This window comes from Pollutibacter soli (genome assembly GCA_029269725.1).
Lineage (GTDB): Bacteria > Bacteroidota > Bacteroidia > Chitinophagales > Chitinophagaceae > Pollutibacter > Pollutibacter soli.
Genome location: JARJHS010000002.1, coordinates 74,849 through 92,079, shown reverse-complemented (window position 1 = coordinate 92,079; position 17,231 = coordinate 74,849). Strand labels below are relative to the sequence as shown.

The following is a 17,231-nucleotide window of genomic DNA, read 5'->3' as shown; positions in this document are numbered from 1 at the left end:
AGACTTGCCCGGATTGCGCTATCCAAAAAACCGAAACAGGCCTGCTGATCAAATCAACGGGCCTGTTTACTCTATCTGTATGGATTAGTAACTATTTCCTTAATTATTCAGCATTAGCGGCATTACCAGCATCAGCTGATCTTCTGATTCGTCCTGCTCCAACGGCTTGATAATGCCAGCCTTGGTCGGTGTAGACAATTCCATTTTTACTTCTTCACTCGCAGTACCGTTGAGCATCTCGATAAGAAACTTTGCATTGAATGCGATCTGCATATCTTCCCCGGTGTATTGGCAATTCATGCGCTCGGTACCTTCAAAACTGAAGTCGACATCTTGTGCGGCCAGCTGGAGCTGGTTGCCGCTGATATTCAGCGCCACCTGGTTGGTGCTTTTATTACTGAAGATACTTACACGACGCAGGGCTGATTGGAAATCAGACCTGGAAACTGTCAGGTTGTAAGGATTATCCACGGGGATCACCACTTTATAGTCTGGAAAACGCGCATCAATCAAACGACATACCAGTTGCGTTCCACCATGGTCCACAAACAGATGATTGTTGTTGTAAGAAATTGTCAGCTCGTCCTCGTTATCCGGCAAAGCATTGCGCAAAAGCGTCAATGGTTTTTTAGGCACGATAAAATGATCGGCTTTCGGGCAGCTCACGTCCTTTCTTTTGTATTTCACCAAACGATGTGCATCGGTCGCCACAGCCGTCAGGCTGTTTTTATCAAGCTCAAAAAAAACACCAGTCATGGCAGGACGGAGATCATCGTTGCTTACAGCAAAAATTGTTTTGTTGATAGCAGTTAACAATGCGGAGCTGGTCATCGTAAATGAAACAGCATCATCATTTACCGGTTCTTTGGGGAAATTGTCAGGATTTTCTCCCATCACTTTGTACTTACCATTATCACTGGTGATTTCAATTCCGAAATTCTTATCGATATTGAAAGTCAGTGGCTGATCAGGCAGGTTTTTGAGAGAATCCATAAGGATTTTCGCGGGGATACAAACTTTACCGCTGTCTTTTGCCTCGATTTCCATATGAATCTTCATCACAGACTCCAGGTCAGTGGCAACAACAGTCAATTTATTTTTTTCAATTTCAAAAAGATAATCTTCCAGGATGGGAAGAACGGTATTGGCATTCACAACACCGCTGATCTGTTGTAACTGTTTTAATAGAGCCGAAGAGGAAACAATGAATTTCATGATCTGTGCCGTTGGGATTTCAGCAAATATATGTTTATGCACCCGTTGGAAAAGCGCAATTTCTCAACAGTAAATGTGCATAAGCTCAGTTGCGATGGGGAGATACTGCCATAAGTTGTAGGTAGTTAAGTTGCAGGTAATATGTAAGGGATTTTAATCTGGGATCATCGCGAAGCAATAGAAGTTGTTTTGGGAAGTTTCCGAGGAAAACAACCTCGAAAATCAGAAAATCAACAGGGATTTTCATTCTTTCCATTGTAGTTTGCATAAGTATTGATGTATAAGAAAACACATACGCCACAGACGGCCCTTCCGAAGATCATGCAGTTCTGCGCATACCAGGAACGATCGCATGCTGAAGTGAAAGAAAAATTATACGGTTTCGGTCTTTATAAAAAAGACGTCGAAGAAATCATTTCAAAACTCATTGAGGAGAATTATCTGAATGAATCCCGTTTTGCTGCTGCCTTTGTCCGCGGAAAATTCCGGATGAAGCAATGGGGACGTGTTAAAATTTCATATGAACTAAAGCAAAAGCAGGTGAGCGCTTATAACCTTAAAAAAGCGCTCGAAGAGATTGACGAAGAGCACTACCAGCAAACCATTTTTAAGCTGGCAGACAAAAAGTGGAAGCTGGTCGCCAGGAATACGGCAAGCCAGATGATGATCCGGGCAAAGGTCAGCAGCTGGCTGATCAGCCGGGGTTTTGAATCACCGATTGTTCGTCGCGCTGTGCTTGCATACGAAGAGGAAATAAAGAAGCCGTAATTTTAAAGCATGTCATCACTCACTGTTTCATTGGTACAAACAAATTTATCCTGGGGCGATAAAGCTGCCAACCTGCAGATGCTTGAAGAAAAGATACGCGGTATTGCAGAACGAACTGAACTGGTGGTGTTGCCGGAAATGTTCAGTACAGGCTTTAACATGGATGCAGAAGGCCTTGCGGAAACAATGGATGGATACTCCGTCGAATGGATGAAAAAGCTGTCGATTGAAAAGCGTGTAATCCTTACCGGAAGTCTGATCATACGCGAAGGAGAAGATTATTTTAATCGGCTGATCTGGATGTTGCCCAACGGAGAAAGTGGACATTATGATAAACGACATTGTTTCAGCTTCGCCGGCGAGGATGAACATTACACTCCGGGAGAACGAAGATTTATTGCTTCTGTTAAAGGATGGAGAATCAATTGTTGTATCTGTTATGATCTGCGATTTCCTGTCTGGTCACGACAAAATTTTTCCCCGCAGATGGTAAGTCCTGCCGCCGAATATGATATACTGTTGTACGTGGCCAACTGGCCGGAAAGAAGAAGTCTTGCATGGAAAACATTGTTAAGAGCGCGGGCAATCGAAAACCAATGTTATGTGATTGGAGTTAATCGTGTGGGTGAAGATGGCAATGGAATTTATCACAGCGGCGACAGTATGGTTATAGATCCATTGGGTGAGATATTATATGAAAAAGCACACGCAGAAGAGATTCATACTATTCAACTGGATAAGGAAAATTTATTGCAAGCGAGGGATAAGTTCAGATTCTGGGAGGATGCGGACCGGTTTGTAATTGTTTAGGCGGTTATCAGGACACGGAGATCCCGGCAGTGAAGTAAACCCCAATCCCAAGGCACCGAACAGGCCTTACACATTCAGTTGATACCTGTTGGCTGTTAGAAGTTTCCTTCTGGTATACTATAACGGAATTTCACGAATACCACATCTAAAAAATCCTATTACCTTTTGCAGGAAATCATCTTCTGATCTGGTCATCTTCAGTAGTTAAAAGAGTTTTTTTTAAAGCGGATGTCCTTCTCAATTATCCGATATTCTACTGTTCAAAATCCATGTCAATGAATGATATAGTTGTTTCGCTTGTCAGCAAGGCAAGAAAAATATATCCAGCTTTATCCGGGTATAATGCAGATCCGGACAGCGGATTTATCAAGGTCGCAAAACCAACAGCAAGCAGATCAGCTTATTCAACAATTTGGCCGAGAATAATTTCCCAAATCCGGATTGAGTTTCCAGAGACCCATATTGAGGACAGAAAGATTCACGATATATGATCCGGAGCTAAGAATGCATTTCTATGACAAGGATGATCGCATGAAAATGGTATTTATCAAAAGCCTTCTTGCCCATGTTAACGGTGTATATGTGATTGGCCTCAAGGCACGTCCGTCCTTCAATTCAATTATGTCTGACCATACACTTATACAAATACTAAAAAACACCCTGAACCGCAAATCTATTATAATCGCATATCAGTGTTTTTTCTATCCGGGGCAGGTTCGGTTGCCGTTGATGACATTGTTGCACCGCTTTCAGGTTTTGGCGGCGTCGGCAAGCCGGTAAAACTTTTTTATGTATTTCTCGGCAATAACATATGGCAGTTACCACTATTCAAAGAATTGTACCTTATAATCCTTTCCCGATTTTATAAACTGCAAACAATACAAACAAGGCTAGCACAATTCCAAATATTAAAAAAACAACAGATGCCCATGCACCTTTCACCGTGCTACGCGAAGGATTTTCAGGGAGAAAAAATACCTGGAGTGTTTCGCCATTCTTGTACAGTCCGTGTTTCCCGGTAAGATGACCCGAATATTGTTTGCCTGTTCTTGAATCAACATAGGTGTAGTATACAATTTCAATCGACGATTTGTTTGTCTTAACGACTTTATAAACCCTTGCCACTGTTTCCGTTCCGGTATTCAGTATTCTCTTAACCATATACCTTTTGTACAGGATAATTCCCAGCGGAAGAAAACCTGATATAGCCAGTACCAGAAGCAATACATTTATGCCCGACATTCAAAAATGTTTTGTGTAAAATAGCAATTTCATCATTGTAACAAATTCGTTTTTACCGGTACTAATTGATAATATCTGATAACAATGAAAATAATTTCCCGCAGAAAATTTATTTCCTATAGTGGAATCGGTGCGGCCGCCACTGCACTTCAGGTACAGAACAGCCGCCCGATTATGGATCAAACAAAAAAAATAAATATTGCCTTGGTTGGTTTGGGCCGTTATGCCACTTACCTGGCGGAAGGAATTGACACAGCAAAATATTGTCGTGTAGCTGGTATTGTGACCGGAACACCTTCGAAGGCGGAGACCTGGAAGAAAAAATATAATATCCCGGGTAAGAATATTTACAACTATCAGAATTTTGACAACATTGCTTCCAATAAAGATATTGATCTCATTTATGTCGTTCTTCCCAACGCCATGCACAAGGAATACGTTATCCGCGCGGCCAAAGCGGGCAAACATGTAATTGTGGAGAAGCCCATGGCCATTACGGCTACTGATTGCCGTGAGATGATTGAAGCCTGCAAAAAAGCAGGCGTGCAACTTGCCATGGGATATCGCCTGCATTATGAGCCGTATCACATGGAATTGATGCGGCTCGGTCAGCAAAAGGTTTTCGGAAATGTAAAAGTGATGGAGGCTTCACTTGGCTATAAATCAGAAGATCCGAAACAATGGCGGCATAATAAAACGCTGGCCGGCGGCGGACCGCTGATGAATCTCGGTGTCTATTGTGTGCAGGTGGCTCGGTATGTAACAGGTGAAGAACCTCTTACTGTCACTGCGCAGTTCGGGCCAGTAACAAGGCCAGACCTTTTTGCAGAAGTGGAGGAATCTATTACGTGGCAACTGCAGTTTCCAGGAGGAGCCATGTGCAATTCAATCACAACCTACAATTCTCAGATCGATCGATTTTACGCAGGTGCGGAAAAAGGAAGTTTTGAGTTGAGTCCTGCCATCAGTTACGGGCCTTTCATCGGTAAAACCAGTGATGGTCCATTGAATTTTCCGGCAACAAATCAGCAACAGGTCCAGTGCGATGAAATCTGCAAAAAAATTCTTGCAAAAGAGTCATTGCCATCACACATTACCGGTGAAGAAGGTTGGAAGGATATGAAAGTGCTTGAAGCAATTTATGCATCCGCACTAAGTGGGGGAACGAAGACGCAGATCAATTAGGCTTCGGGTTGAACGTAAAAACGTGGAACGTCGGCCTACGCCGGTGCAACAATTCAATTCAACTTGTAAAACGGAATTTTTTGGATTATTCTATTTACCGTTTCTTCATTACCGCCCTTCTCGTCTTTCCATCAACCTCATATTAAAATCTATGAAATTCCTAACAATAGAAAGTAGACGGTAAGACGGGAAAAACGGAAAGGAACGGGAAAGCACATAAAATATATACATGAATTGGCTCTGAGTTCAACGCATAATACTTAGCACAGCTCATTCATGGCAGTGCTCCTCAAAGCGAGCACCAGCGAAAGGCAATTTTTAAGAAAACATCTGCCTTCCACAACAGCTTACGTTCCACATTATACGTTTAACGTTCAACCTACTTTACGGGTATCCATACCTGGTAGGCCTGCGTCCCGCGGTTACCGATGGCATAAAATGGAATCGCAGTAAATGTCACCGTTTTCGCATTAGCGTCTTTTGCTTCACCTGAAATAATATTTACGCCATTCAGTAGACCAGGTTTGTATTGCATCTTCAGATCAGCAGACTTTGAAAAACTGTAGTTGGTGAGACCAGGATTATCAACAGATTCAAAAGCATACACGATCGGGCCTGCGCTGATAACAGCTTTGCCAGAAATATTTTTGATGTCTGCAGATGGATAAACAACACGAGGCTCAACAGGAAGTACAAGTTCAACCTTATCCCCATTATTCCATTTGCGATTAACTACTGCATAACCATCTTCCATCTGCATATTCACGGCTTTTCCGTTTACCTTCAATTCCGGTTTAGATTTAACCGTTGAGCTGTAAAGATCAAATGGGTTCTCTTTACCAGCTGCCCAACCTGGAATGCGGATATGCAATGGAAATTCCGATGCTGAAGGATTATTTACGGTCAACACAACTTTTCCTTTCCATGGGTATTCCGTTTTCTGCTGAATGGAAACATCTTTATCTTTCAATTGAAATTTTGCATTGCTGCTGATAAACAGATTCACAAATACAGCATCGTTATTTGTCCCATAAATATATCGTGGTAATGCACCTACCATTTTCAAAAACATTGGAGGGCAACACGGACAATCATGCCATACCCAACGCGGATGTGAATTGGTGCTCAGCGGATTTTCATAATGATATTGATCGCCGTTTAATGAAATGCTCGAAAGAAGATTATTATAAAGCACTCTTTCCAATTCATCAACATACTTTCCATCTGCCTCTAATTCATTCATCTGCTGACTGAAAAACCCTGCACCAATAGAAGCACAGGTCTCCAGGTAGGCATTTTCTGGCAGAAAATAATCCGGTCCGAATTTTTCGCCATCAGGAATAGCACCTTGCCCCCCGGTGATAAACAATCGTTGACCAATCATATTGTTCCAGTAATTATTGGCAGTCTGGATATAACCGGCATCATTATCTTCCATTGCCATCGCGGTAACTCCGGTTGCCAGCAAGGTAGCTCTTACAGCATGGCCTTCAATTGTCTTTTGCTCCGTTACCGGAATACTGTCCTGGTTATAAGGTCCCCAGTTGGTACGACTATAGGTACCATCAGGTCTTCCATGATTGCCACGTGTATCGATCCAGAATTTTGCCAGGTCGTAATATTGTTTTTCATTAACCGGCGTTTTCATTTTTGACTTTACTTCCGGATATGCCTGGAAAAACTTGTACAGCCTGAACATGGTTTCTTCCGGACCGCCATGGCCAGGAACGATATTTTGTTTTGGTTCGGGCCCCATAACCCGGTACATGTAGTTTGCCATTTTGGTAGCCACATCCAGCAGTTGTGTTTTGCCGGTGGCATTATAATAGTGAACAGCAGCTTCTGCAAGCATTCCGGCATTGTAAATGTCGTGCTGCCAGTTTTCGTTTCCACCATTCGTGCCAAAACGCTGATGCGATCTCATCAGAGTAGTATATGTGTTGATAAATCCATCGGGATCTGCGTTTTGCGCTGCAGCTATGCGAACGATATAAGCATCAATCTTCTTCTCCAGATTTGGATCCGGATATTCAATCATCAGATCAGCGGCGCCACGGAATGTTTCATACACCAGTCCATCATACCATGGCGGACCATCATGCATATTCAGATCTTTCTTGCCTTGTGCAACAAGGTCAAAATTGTAAAAAGCATTCCTGGTTCTGCCAATTTTTTTTAATTCGTCGGCGATATCTTTTCGATCAGGAACATATTTGCCTTCCAGTTTGTCCAGTACATCATAAACAGTTTTTGTATCCCAGACTTTCAGTTTCGGTGACCAGAACGCATCCTGTATGGTAACTGCTTCCAGGGGCAGGGCAGTTAATTTTGAAGCGGGGGACTGAGCGGAAAGGGTAGACCAGGCAAAAATCAAATACAGTAAAATTCCCTGTGGAAGTATGGCCGACATAAGCAATTGTTTATTATTCCGGAATATGCTGTCAAGGTAAAATTTAATTCCGAAGATTGCTGTCGGCTGTTGAAAACGGTGCTCATAAGTCAGGTTTCGGGGGATCAGGTCTGTTCTGATTTTTGTAGAAAATCAACATTCAAAAGTTCTTTGAGTTTAATTTTATCCGGACCGGAAGAAGTAAAGGAATCTTCCAGCCCGACCTGAATATTGAAGAGCGAAATCAATATGAAACCCTTAAAGGCAGTCATCACAAAAACATACCAGAGTGGATTATCGAATCCGGTTTTATGCAGCAGCGATGCGGGATAGAAAACCGTAAAAATATAAATCGCTAAAAGAACAATCAACCGCACACCATAAGGCGTATGGTGTTTTTTAACAGAGACGAGGAACAGAATGGATTCATCAATTTTCTGAACGTACGATAGCAGCCGGGAATAGATCTTTTCTTTCATCAGGTCTTTATTTCCACTAAAAACCCGGAGAAATGTTTCGGGTAATTTTTCAACTTCCAGGGACGAGCTGTTTTTCGAGGTGAGGTAATCTTCAGTTTTTGCTACGGAATTTCGTAGTGTTTCTGTAAACTGAATAGTTGCCGATGAAGGCAGCTGAAGATTTTCAACAAAAAAGAAACATGCTTTCAAGGTCGCCTTCAGCTCAGTGAGTTCCTTAATGGCCTGCTCCCTTCTTTTGAATGCCAACTTAATCGTAAGGTTCAGAGGAAAAGCGATAATTAAACCAAGGATCAGAAAATCCACATACAAATTCAGCTGCAGCGTCAGTGAAATATAGGCGCTGAGCAATGATACCGCAAGCACGATCCAGGTTTGAGCAGTGAACAGAAACGCTATCTTTTTCATTCCTTTTGTGAATTTATATCACTCCGGATTTCTATTTCTTTGTTTTTTTTGACGGCGGTGTATAACTCGCTTTGTACACAGAATCATAGTGGCCGTGATGGTCGTATACATTATTCTGGATTACATAATTTTCCCAGCCTTTAATTAGCTCGCGGCATATTGCCGGTTCGTTCGCGGATAGATCGGTAGTCTCGCCAGGATCGTTCTCAAGGTCGAATAACTGCCATTTGCCTGTGCTGAACGGAATTGGCTGGCGTAGAATTTTCCATTTGCCTTTTATATATGCTTTCATTTCAAAGAGTTCGTATCCTCTTCCTTCGTCTTTGTAAGCAGCATCCGCTTTGCCCGTTAAGACAGGGAGAATTGATTTTCCGATCATGGGATGGATCTGATTACCCCTGAATTCTGTGGGATACGCTGTCCCGGTAATTTCGAGGATGGTTGGCATTATGTCGGTAACATGTACAAAAGACCTGTTCCATTTGCCATTAACAGTACTTTCTTTCGGCATTTTTATTATCAGCGGCGCTCTTATTCCACCTTCGGAAGCGAAAGTTTTGAATAGATTAAAAGGACCGGTAACCGCCTGCGCCCAGCCGGGCCCCATTTCGACATATGAATTTTTTAATCCGCGATTTTCAAATGCATTATCAAAAGAACCGAGGTATTTTCCATTTTCATTTCCGGGGTAAGTACTTGCCACTGCACCATTGGCGCCGTTATCAGACATAAAAAGGATCAGTGTATTGTCATACATCCCCTGTTTTTTCAGGTACTCAATCACGCGGCCGATACTCATATCCATGTAATCCAGCATTGCAGCGTACACTTCCATATCTCTCGCGAATTCTTTTTGCTTCTCTTTGGGAAGTGTGTTCCACTTTGGAATGGCTGATATCGAAAGCATTTTCATATTTTCCGGTACGATGCCGAGAGCTTTGAGATTATTTGTTCTCAGTACACGAAGAGAATCCCATCCCATGTCAAATTTTCCCTTGTATTTTTTTATGTATTCTTCAGGCGCCTGCAAAGGATCATGTACAGCGGTATAAGAGAGGTATCCAAAGAAAGGTTTTTTATCATCCTTGTTTTTATCAATGAAACTGATCATCGAATCCGTGTAATTCCGCGAAGAATAAAAATCTGCCGGCGGTTCGATTTCCTTTCCATTGTGCGTATAACTCATGTGCTGCAAAGGAGACAAGGCTTTTCTGTCGTTAAAATGACTTCCGCCACCGGTCCCGAGAATAAAACTTTCTTCAAAACCCCTGTCATGCGGATCAAGGCCTGCACCTTCGCCAAGATGCCACTTACCGGTCATGTAGGTATGATAACCAGTTCCTCTCAACAGTTCCGGCAAGGTGACAACCTGGTTACTCAGGTGGCCTGAATAGCCGGGAAGATGAAGATTGTTTAATGCCGGATAATCCATTTCACTCATTATCCCAAGCCCGGCGACATGGTTATCATTTCCGGTAAGCAAACTGGAACGGGTAGGCGAACAGGTAGGCTGAACATGATAGTTGGAAAAAAGCATACTTTCTTTTGAAACCGACTCTATAACGGGAGTAGAAATATTTCCACCGAAAGGTGATATATCAGTAAAACCCATGTCGTCGGCGAGTATGAAAAGTATATTGGGTTTTACTGTAGCTGTATCGGTTGACGTTGTCACTTCATTGTTTTTGGCTGCGTCTGTACCGCATGACAAAAGATATTGACTAGTGACTAGCAACAGGAATAGTCCTTTTTTCATCGAGTTGTATTTGAATATGTTGAGCTTTTACTTTGATCTGTATTGCGGTTGAATAATATCGGAGAATGGATTTTGGGATTCTCTTTAATCAGCCCTGATCAAAAATTTCAAGGCTTCATTTTCAAGTTCTTTGCATAGGTTGATGTACTCCGTTTCCTGCTGTAAATCGTACTCCACATGCTCCCTGATTTTAAGCATCGCCGATCTGCACTGCCAGTAATCAAAACAAAGCGATTTGAAATCTTCATTTCTGCTGAAAAGCTCAAGGATCCGGCCCCTGAATTCAGGAAAATGATCAAGCAGGTTTTGTAATTCTTTTTGCATGGTGGTTAGCCGCCATCGAAACATTTTTTAAAAACGGCGTTTGTGTTTTTGAATACATTTGCAATTTTATATACTGCTATTGATCCGGTAAAGCCCATTACAGTAACATTACGGTAAAACAAGAACACCATTGACCAAAAACGAACTTGTAACTTCAAGGGTTACAGAGGCTTTGAATCAAATACTGGGCAGCGAAATATTCCAAAACTCAAAGGCGCTTTCGCAGTTTCTGAAATTTGTGGTGGAGGAAACGCTCGCTGGGAGGGGCCGGGAATTAAAGGAGTATATTATCGGATTGAAAGTACTTTTTAAGAAGGCAGACTTCAATCCACAGACGGACCCTGTCGTACGCATACATGCGGGAAGGCTTCGCAGGGCCCTGAATGAGTACTACAGCAACCAGGGAAAAAATGACCAAATAGTCATTACGATTCCAAAAGGAACCTATGTTCCGGAGTTTTCGGAAAAAGCTCCATCTGAAAAAAATATTCCGGCATCTTCCCAGCCTGAATCTCTGTTCAGCAACCGGACTACTGTCGCTGTTTTTCCATTCAGAAATATCAGTACCGATCCGGCTGCTGCTTTTTTCCAGGATGGCCTGGCAGATCAGCTGAGTTCAGAACTTGCAGGTTACTCTGAGCTTTCAGTGGTATCCTACTACTCCAGCAGAAGTATTTCGGAGCGAACAACAGATATCAAAGAAGCCGGCCGGTTACTCGACGCTAAATATATGCTGACAGGTACGGTCCAGGGAAATGCTGAAACCATCCGCGTACGCGTTCAATTGATACTCAGCGAAACCAGGGAACAGTTGTGGGCCGAGTCATTTGAAAAGAAAAGTACCATCACCGATCTTTTTGAAATACAGGATGATATCGTAAGGCATGTGGTGAGTCGTATTGCAGGCCACTTCGGCGCGATAGTCAGAAATACCAGCAAGATACCGCCGGCGAAGAATATTGAAGACCTCAAGATTTATGACGCCATATTCTGGTATTACCATTTTGTAAATGATGTGAGCGAAGAGATATTTCGAAAGTCGTTGGCTGCAATGCAACATTCGGTTCGCATCGCTCCGGAATATGCATTGGGATGGGCCGTGCTGGGTGAAATACACATCGGCGGCTACTTCATGGGCTATCGCATTGAAGGAACTCCTGACATGATTGAAGAAGCATATCGCTGCGGAAAAAGGTCAATCAAAATTGATCCCTTTTGTCAACATGCTTATCAAACGCTTGCGTTGGCAAGCCTGTTTAAGAAAAATCGTGCAGAGACTTTAAAAACGATCAATGATTGGAAAAAAATCCCTCACCAATCAGCTGGTATCATGGGCGGCATTGGTTTCTGCCTGATCTGCTGTGGCGAATATGACGAAGGAATGAAATTGATTGACGATTCTGTTCATCTCAATCCCTACTATCAATGGTGGATCAATGGCGGCGCAGCTTTTTATTTTTTCAAAAAAGAGCAATATGATGATGCGATCTATTGGGCGGAGAAAATGAACATGCCGAATGTGCCGTGGGAGTTGATCATCAAAACTACGGCTCTTGCAGAAATGAATTTGCCGGCCGAAGCTTCATATACCAAAGAAAAATTGTTCAACAGGTTTCCGGAGTTAGAGCGATATCTTGAACCTTACATTAATGCTTTTATCCAGGATACTGATCTTACAAGGAAGATCTATCGCCAATTGGTTGAGGTGGGAGCACACTGAGCTACTGATTTTTTTGCTGGATCAGCTCTTTTACAGCCTCCATTTTTCTGTCAACACCTGCACGTATAGCCGAAGCGGTTGGTTCAACCAGTACATCAGGTTTAACGCCCCTTCCATCTTTTTCCCCCGGATTGTGTTGCACTATCCTGAATAGCGGTAAACTCACGCGCATTTTTGTATTGGGCAATGTTACATAAGGAATCATCATCCCGTTGTTACCATAGTCTCCACCGCCGGTTTCTTCACCAACAAGCGTTACATTTTGCTGGTGTTGTACCGTATGACAAAACAGCGTGGATGCTGAAAATGTGGGTCCGCTGATTACGACGTACACGTTCCCGTTATAATGTTTCTTTTTGTAAGGTTTGAATATGTGTTTTTCCCAATAGCGATAGTGTAACTTACCCTCATTATCTTTTTTAGTGAAGGCTTTCATCGTCGTACTGTAGATAAGATTTCGCTGAATATACTTTCCGTATTTGCCAAATCCACGCGCAGCACAAATTGCTGTATCAGCAACTTTGAATGGCTCGTCTTTTATGTACCGCGCAAGGCGTATGAAATTGTTTACTCTTCCGCCACCATTGTTCCGAAGATCAATAGCCAGGTGGGGATATTTTTTACTCCGGATTTCTTTAAAAGAACGGCGGAGAAATTTTTTCAAGCCATAACCATCATCAAAACTGCTGATGGAAATAATTGCGAGTTGATTTGCGGTATCAATGTCAAGTGATCGATAAAACTTAAGACGTTCCTTTCTGGGTGGTCGTTTTTCTTTTTCTTTTTTGACGGTATTTGGCTGTTCGTTTTTCTTAGTGGTGTCTCCTCTTGGATTGAAAACCGGGATCAATAATGTTCTCTCCTGTTGCAGACTATCGAGGTAAGTGACCTGGTAATTCCGACTAAGTCCGAAAATATTTCTGTGATAATATGGGAATGAATTGCTGAGACGTATATAATTCACATTTTGCGCATAGCCATCAGTGGCCATGTATTCGAACATGATGTTGGTGAGCTGCCTTGCCTGCAATCCATTAACGGATTTCACCTGCATGCCACGCTTAATGAGCGAATCTTTACGGTTGAGATTATTCAGTACGATCATCGTATCTCCCCAGATCTTCAGATGCAATGGAAAAGAAGGCGCCGGAACACCGCGGAAGAAGGATGACCAGGATTTTGAGAAATTAAAACTCGTATGACCGCAGCGGATCTTTGTTGTTAACGGAGCGAGAATTCCAAACCCGAATTGTTGCTGCGTCATCGAATCTTTTATTGCAGAGCGATAGAGAGCAAAAAACAGATCCATGCTGTCTTTTGGTGTGTACCAGTAAAGCGAAGGATGATATTTCTCCAGGACATTACGAAGAATATCATAATCCGCTTTCAGATCTTCAACGGGATATTTTTTCAAAACTGAACGACTGTGTTTTGCTGAAGAACAGGAAAACAAAACAAATGAGCAGCCAACGAGAAATATGAGTAAAAATCCTTTTGTGTTTCTTTGGGGTAACATATTAAAAACGGGCTGTCGCACAGTTGTAAACGGCCGGGCTTAAATTTTATTTTTGAATGCATTCCAACCCTGTGCGGTTATATTATGCGAGTTTCCGCCCTTAGTAATAATTGTTTTTCCTTTCTCTGGTTCGGTGATATAACCGATAACACTTATTTTTTCATTTAGTGTTACTTTGTCATAATCTTCCTGGCGTAAAGTAAACAGCAATTCATAATCTTCACCACCGCTTAAAGCGCAGGCAGTAGGATCGATTTCAAATTTAAATGCTGCTTTTCTCGCTTCTTCTGCAACAGGAATTTTTTCTTCATATATCACACATCCACATTCACTCGCTTTTGCAATATGCAATAATTCCGAACTTAAGCCGTCGCTGATATCCATCATCGAAGTGGGAATAATGTTCTGTTCTTCAAAAAACTCTATGATGTCTTTTCGTGCTTCAGGCTTTAATAGTTTCCCAATCACATAAGATTCTCCTTCAAGATCCGGCTGAACGCCAGGACTTTCTAAATAAATCTTCTTTTCTCTTTCAAGAAAAAGTAATCCAATATACGCCCCGCCAAGATCACCGGAACAACAAATCAGATCGCCCTTTTTGGCAGTGCTACGGCGAACAATTTTTTCCGGATTAACTTCTCCCAACGCAGTCACAGAAATAATAAAACCCTTCTGAGATGCCGCAGTATCTCCTCCGACCAGGTCCACGCCATATTTTTCACAGGCTGAATACACTCCTTCGTAAAATTCATCGAGTGCTTCCACACTGAAACGATTGCTGGCTGCAATACTCATGGTTATCTGTGTGGGCGTTGCATTCATTGCATACACATCACTCAGGTTGACAACAACACTTTTATAACCGAGATGTTTTAACGGCGTATACATCAGGTCGAAGTGAACTCCTTCCACAAGCAAATCAGTGGTCACTACTGTTTGTTTTCCAAAATGATCGATCACAGCCGCGTCATCACCTATGCCAATCACTGATGACACATTCTGCAATTCCACATTTTTTGTAAGATGTTCGATCAGGCCAAATTCTCCGAATTCTGAAATTTCAGTGCGACTCATGGGGCAAATGTAAGTAAAAATACAGGCAGGAGTAAGGAGTAGGGAGGCAGGAGCACCAGGGTTTAGTCACTAGCGCCACGCCTATGTTTGTAAAATTCCACTGTTAAATTTTAGGAAAAATTAAATTTAAAAACAATTTCGCTTCGTATTCATTTGAAGAATCCAAAATGCAAACTTAGCCTTTCTCAGAATTCATTTTTTGAGAGAATCATCACCTGATGCTTGTTACTAAACACCAGCTACTACATCTCCTGCCTCCTCACTCCTGCCTCCCAACTATCTCTAAGACCTGCTCAATCCAATCCCGATCGGAGCTCAGCCTGATCTCCGGTTCAACACCAACATCTTCGTACTTAAATAAACCACCAGTGTCACGCATGTCCGTGAGATATACAGCAATACTGCCATTGCCGAGGCGTTCCGTTTTTCCAAAGTTGCTGCCGTATGCAATAGTACCTCGTGTTGTCTGACCCAGGGTCTTTACATTTTTCAGTTCTTTCAACTGAAGCATAAAAATTTCTCCCTGGCTCATCGTTCCATTATTCACCAGCACATACACTTTTTTGTCGTTAGCGAATTGACGGATAAGCGTAAAAAATTTATAAGAAATCCTGTTGGCACCGCCTTCATTGTCCCGCAGATCTACAATCAGGGTTTTTGCAATTAATGAATCTTTTATTTTCTGAAAGAAGGCCGTTGAAATTTTTTCCGACTCTTCCATTGCATCAAAACTTCCGAGCCTCAGTCGCTGTACATCGGACCTCACTCTTTCTAATTCAAAAAGTGGTGCTGTGTTCGGTATCCTGGAATAATCAACTGCTGCTGTATCTTTTTTATAATACAGATCACCGATTACCGAATAGAAATGTGAATTGATCAGTGAGTGGTTGATAAACTTTTCGTTGTTGTAAAGCAATTGATTTTTAAAAAGAGGATGTCCATAAATTGCCCTGAAACGACCCGGGGCCTTTTCGGTTAGTCGCGCCGCAATATCACCTTTATCCCATTGGGGAATGGACGAAGAAAGAATGATTCCCAGCAACTCATTCGGATTGCCTGTTCGCATCACTCCGATTTCTAACATGCAGTCAAAAAAGTAAATTCCTTCGACAGAATCCTTTGATTTATTGTTCAAAACCTGTCGTAGGGAATCCGTATTGATGGAAAGTTTCGGATAGGTTTTTACAGGCCAGAGTTGTTTGTAGACTTTTATTATCGAGTCGTTGGAATAATATTTTTCTTCAAGTACCGCAGATGGAAATTGATAAAAGCCCAGGTGGTTATCGCGAATAGGATACAATAGCCTTGCGAGCCTGAAATAGTAATCATAACCGTCTTTGAAATTTGTTGAGTCATTTCTAACGGCGGTATAAAGACTATCGTAAGCTATCCTTTTTTCTCCTGTAATCTGATCCTGAAAAGAGGGTGTTTGTTTGAGTACACGATAAAGAGCATCAACATCTGCGGTATACGGAGATGTCTGTGAATATCCTGCAAAGGAGAAAAAAAATAACAGCTGAGATAATGCAAATTTTTTCATGAATCAGCAAGGAAATAGCAACCGGATACTATTCGTTGGTGCCGTTCACCCAGGTGAGCAATTCATCATGTATCAGCGAATTAGACGCAACTATATGCGGCTGATATGGAGAATAGTAGTCGCCTTTGAAATCAGTAACCCGACCACCGGCTTCTTCCACGAGTAGAAAACCTGCTGCACTATCCCAGGCATTTAATTTATGTTCGTAGAAACCATCGAAGCGACCTGCTGCAACCCAGGCGAGATCCATGGCTGCAGAACCCAGGCGACGCACGGGTATTCCTTTGCGAATCAATCTTCCAAAAACTTCCAATGGTCCGTTGGGCTCGTCGAGGTAGGTATAAGGAAACCCGGTTACCAGACAGGATTTTATTACTTCGGATTTGTTACTTACGCGAATGGTTTTATCATTCAGGGTTGAACCTTTTCCTTTTTCTGCGAAATAAAATTCATCTATAAAAGGATTATAAATAGAACCAAGAAGCATACTGCCACGATATTCAACACCAATACTAACGCAGCAGATAGGAATTCCGTTGGCAAAATTTACGGTGCCGTCGATAGGGTCGATGATCCATTTGTATTCCGAATCCATCACGATTTCACCTACTTCTTCACTAAGGATAAAATGATCAGGGAAAGATTCCCTGATAATACTCATGATGAGCTTTTCCGAAGCATGATCTACTTCGGTAACGAGGTTATTAATTCCTTCTTTATTATGAACTTTAAATTCCGAATTGATACCTGCTTTCATCAGCAAACCGGCTTCTGTGGCTGCTCTTTTCAATGTATTGATCAACATCCC

General features: G+C 42.2%; 15 protein-coding genes. 5 read left to right on the top strand and 10 right to left on the bottom strand.

Annotated features, from left to right (window positions below):
- Nucleotides 1–99: 99 nt before the first annotated feature.
- On the bottom strand, nt 100–1,215 hold the full coding sequence (gene dnaN, locus P2W82_RS05045; RefSeq protein WP_336514760.1) for a DNA polymerase III subunit beta: 1,116 nt from the start codon (nt 1,213–1,215) through the stop codon (nt 100–102).
- A gap of 276 nt (nt 1,216–1,491) precedes the next feature.
- On the opposite strand from dnaN, the gene P2W82_RS05040 reads away from it, so the two are divergent.
- The 3 genes from P2W82_RS05040 to P2W82_RS05030 all read left to right on the top strand — a co-directional run bounded on the left by P2W82_RS05040 (nt 1,492) and on the right by P2W82_RS05030 (nt 3,284).
- Nucleotides 1,492–1,983 (top strand): regulatory protein RecX, encoded by a 492-nt coding sequence (locus P2W82_RS05040; protein ID WP_336514759.1) that lies wholly within the window; start codon nt 1,492–1,494, stop codon nt 1,981–1,983.
- A 9-nt stretch (nt 1,984–1,992) separates the two neighbouring features.
- Nucleotides 1,993–2,793, top strand: a complete 801-nt coding sequence (locus P2W82_RS05035) for an amidohydrolase (protein ID WP_336514758.1) — start codon at nt 1,993–1,995, stop codon at nt 2,791–2,793.
- 275 nt (nt 2,794–3,068) lie between these two features.
- Complete coding sequence (locus P2W82_RS05030; RefSeq protein ID WP_336514757.1) at nt 3,069–3,284, top strand: hypothetical protein; 216 nt, start codon at nt 3,069–3,071, stop codon at nt 3,282–3,284.
- 352 nt (nt 3,285–3,636) lie between these two features.
- On the opposite strand, the gene P2W82_RS05025 is transcribed toward P2W82_RS05030, so the two are convergent.
- Nucleotides 3,637–4,035, bottom strand: a complete 399-nt coding sequence (locus P2W82_RS05025) for a DUF3592 domain-containing protein (RefSeq protein WP_336514756.1) — start codon at nt 4,033–4,035, stop codon at nt 3,637–3,639.
- 84 nt (nt 4,036–4,119) lie between these two features.
- Here P2W82_RS05025 and P2W82_RS05020 point away from each other — a divergent pair, with 84 nt between their 5' ends.
- Complete coding sequence (locus tag P2W82_RS05020; protein ID WP_336514755.1) at nt 4,120–5,220, top strand: Gfo/Idh/MocA family protein; 1,101 nt, start codon at nt 4,120–4,122, stop codon at nt 5,218–5,220.
- Between the two features lie 379 nt (nt 5,221–5,599).
- On the opposite strand, the gene P2W82_RS05015 is transcribed toward P2W82_RS05020, so the two are convergent.
- The 4 genes from P2W82_RS05015 to P2W82_RS05000 all read right to left on the bottom strand — a co-directional run bounded on the left by P2W82_RS05015 (nt 5,600) and on the right by P2W82_RS05000 (nt 10,573).
- Nucleotides 5,600–7,630: a glycoside hydrolase family 127 protein gene (locus P2W82_RS05015; protein ID WP_336514754.1), complete on the bottom strand. Its 2,031-nt coding sequence runs from the start codon at nt 7,628–7,630 to the stop codon at nt 5,600–5,602.
- Nucleotides 7,631–7,734: 104 nt separating this feature from the next.
- Nucleotides 7,735–8,493: a hypothetical protein gene (locus P2W82_RS05010; RefSeq protein ID WP_336514753.1), complete on the bottom strand. Its 759-nt coding sequence runs from the start codon at nt 8,491–8,493 to the stop codon at nt 7,735–7,737.
- Nucleotides 8,494–8,524: 31 nt separating this feature from the next.
- Nucleotides 8,525–10,249, bottom strand: a complete 1,725-nt coding sequence (locus P2W82_RS05005; RefSeq protein WP_336514752.1) for an arylsulfatase — start codon at nt 10,247–10,249, stop codon at nt 8,525–8,527.
- Nucleotides 10,250–10,333: 84 nt separating this feature from the next.
- Nucleotides 10,334–10,573, bottom strand: a complete 240-nt coding sequence (locus P2W82_RS05000; protein WP_336514751.1) for a hypothetical protein — start codon at nt 10,571–10,573, stop codon at nt 10,334–10,336.
- A gap of 130 nt (nt 10,574–10,703) precedes the next feature.
- On the opposite strand from P2W82_RS05000, the gene P2W82_RS04995 reads away from it, so the two are divergent.
- The gene (locus P2W82_RS04995) at nt 10,704–12,293 is read left to right on the top strand and encodes a tetratricopeptide repeat protein (protein WP_336514750.1); all 1,590 of its coding nucleotides are present in this window, start codon (nt 10,704–10,706) and stop codon (nt 12,291–12,293) included.
- Between the two features lies 1 nt (nt 12,294).
- Here the strand turns inward: P2W82_RS04995 and P2W82_RS04990 are convergent, their stop codons facing one another.
- The 4 genes from P2W82_RS04990 to P2W82_RS04975 form a co-directional block, all read right to left on the bottom strand.
- On the bottom strand, nt 12,295–13,707 hold the full coding sequence (locus P2W82_RS04990) for a S41 family peptidase (protein ID WP_336514749.1): 1,413 nt from the start codon (nt 13,705–13,707) through the stop codon (nt 12,295–12,297).
- 141 nt (nt 13,708–13,848) lie between these two features.
- Nucleotides 13,849–14,883 (bottom strand): thiamine-phosphate kinase, encoded by a 1,035-nt coding sequence (gene thiL / locus P2W82_RS04985; RefSeq protein WP_336514748.1) that lies wholly within the window; start codon nt 14,881–14,883, stop codon nt 13,849–13,851.
- Between the two features lie 259 nt (nt 14,884–15,142).
- On the bottom strand, nt 15,143–15,604 hold the full coding sequence (locus P2W82_RS24770) for a S41 family peptidase (RefSeq protein WP_419555710.1): 462 nt from the start codon (nt 15,602–15,604) through the stop codon (nt 15,143–15,145).
- An 847-nt stretch (nt 15,605–16,451) separates the two neighbouring features.
- Entirely contained in the window at nt 16,452–17,228 is a 777-nt protein-coding gene (locus P2W82_RS04975) for an inositol monophosphatase family protein (RefSeq protein WP_336514746.1), read from the bottom strand.
- Nucleotides 17,229–17,231: the final 3 nt, after the last annotated feature.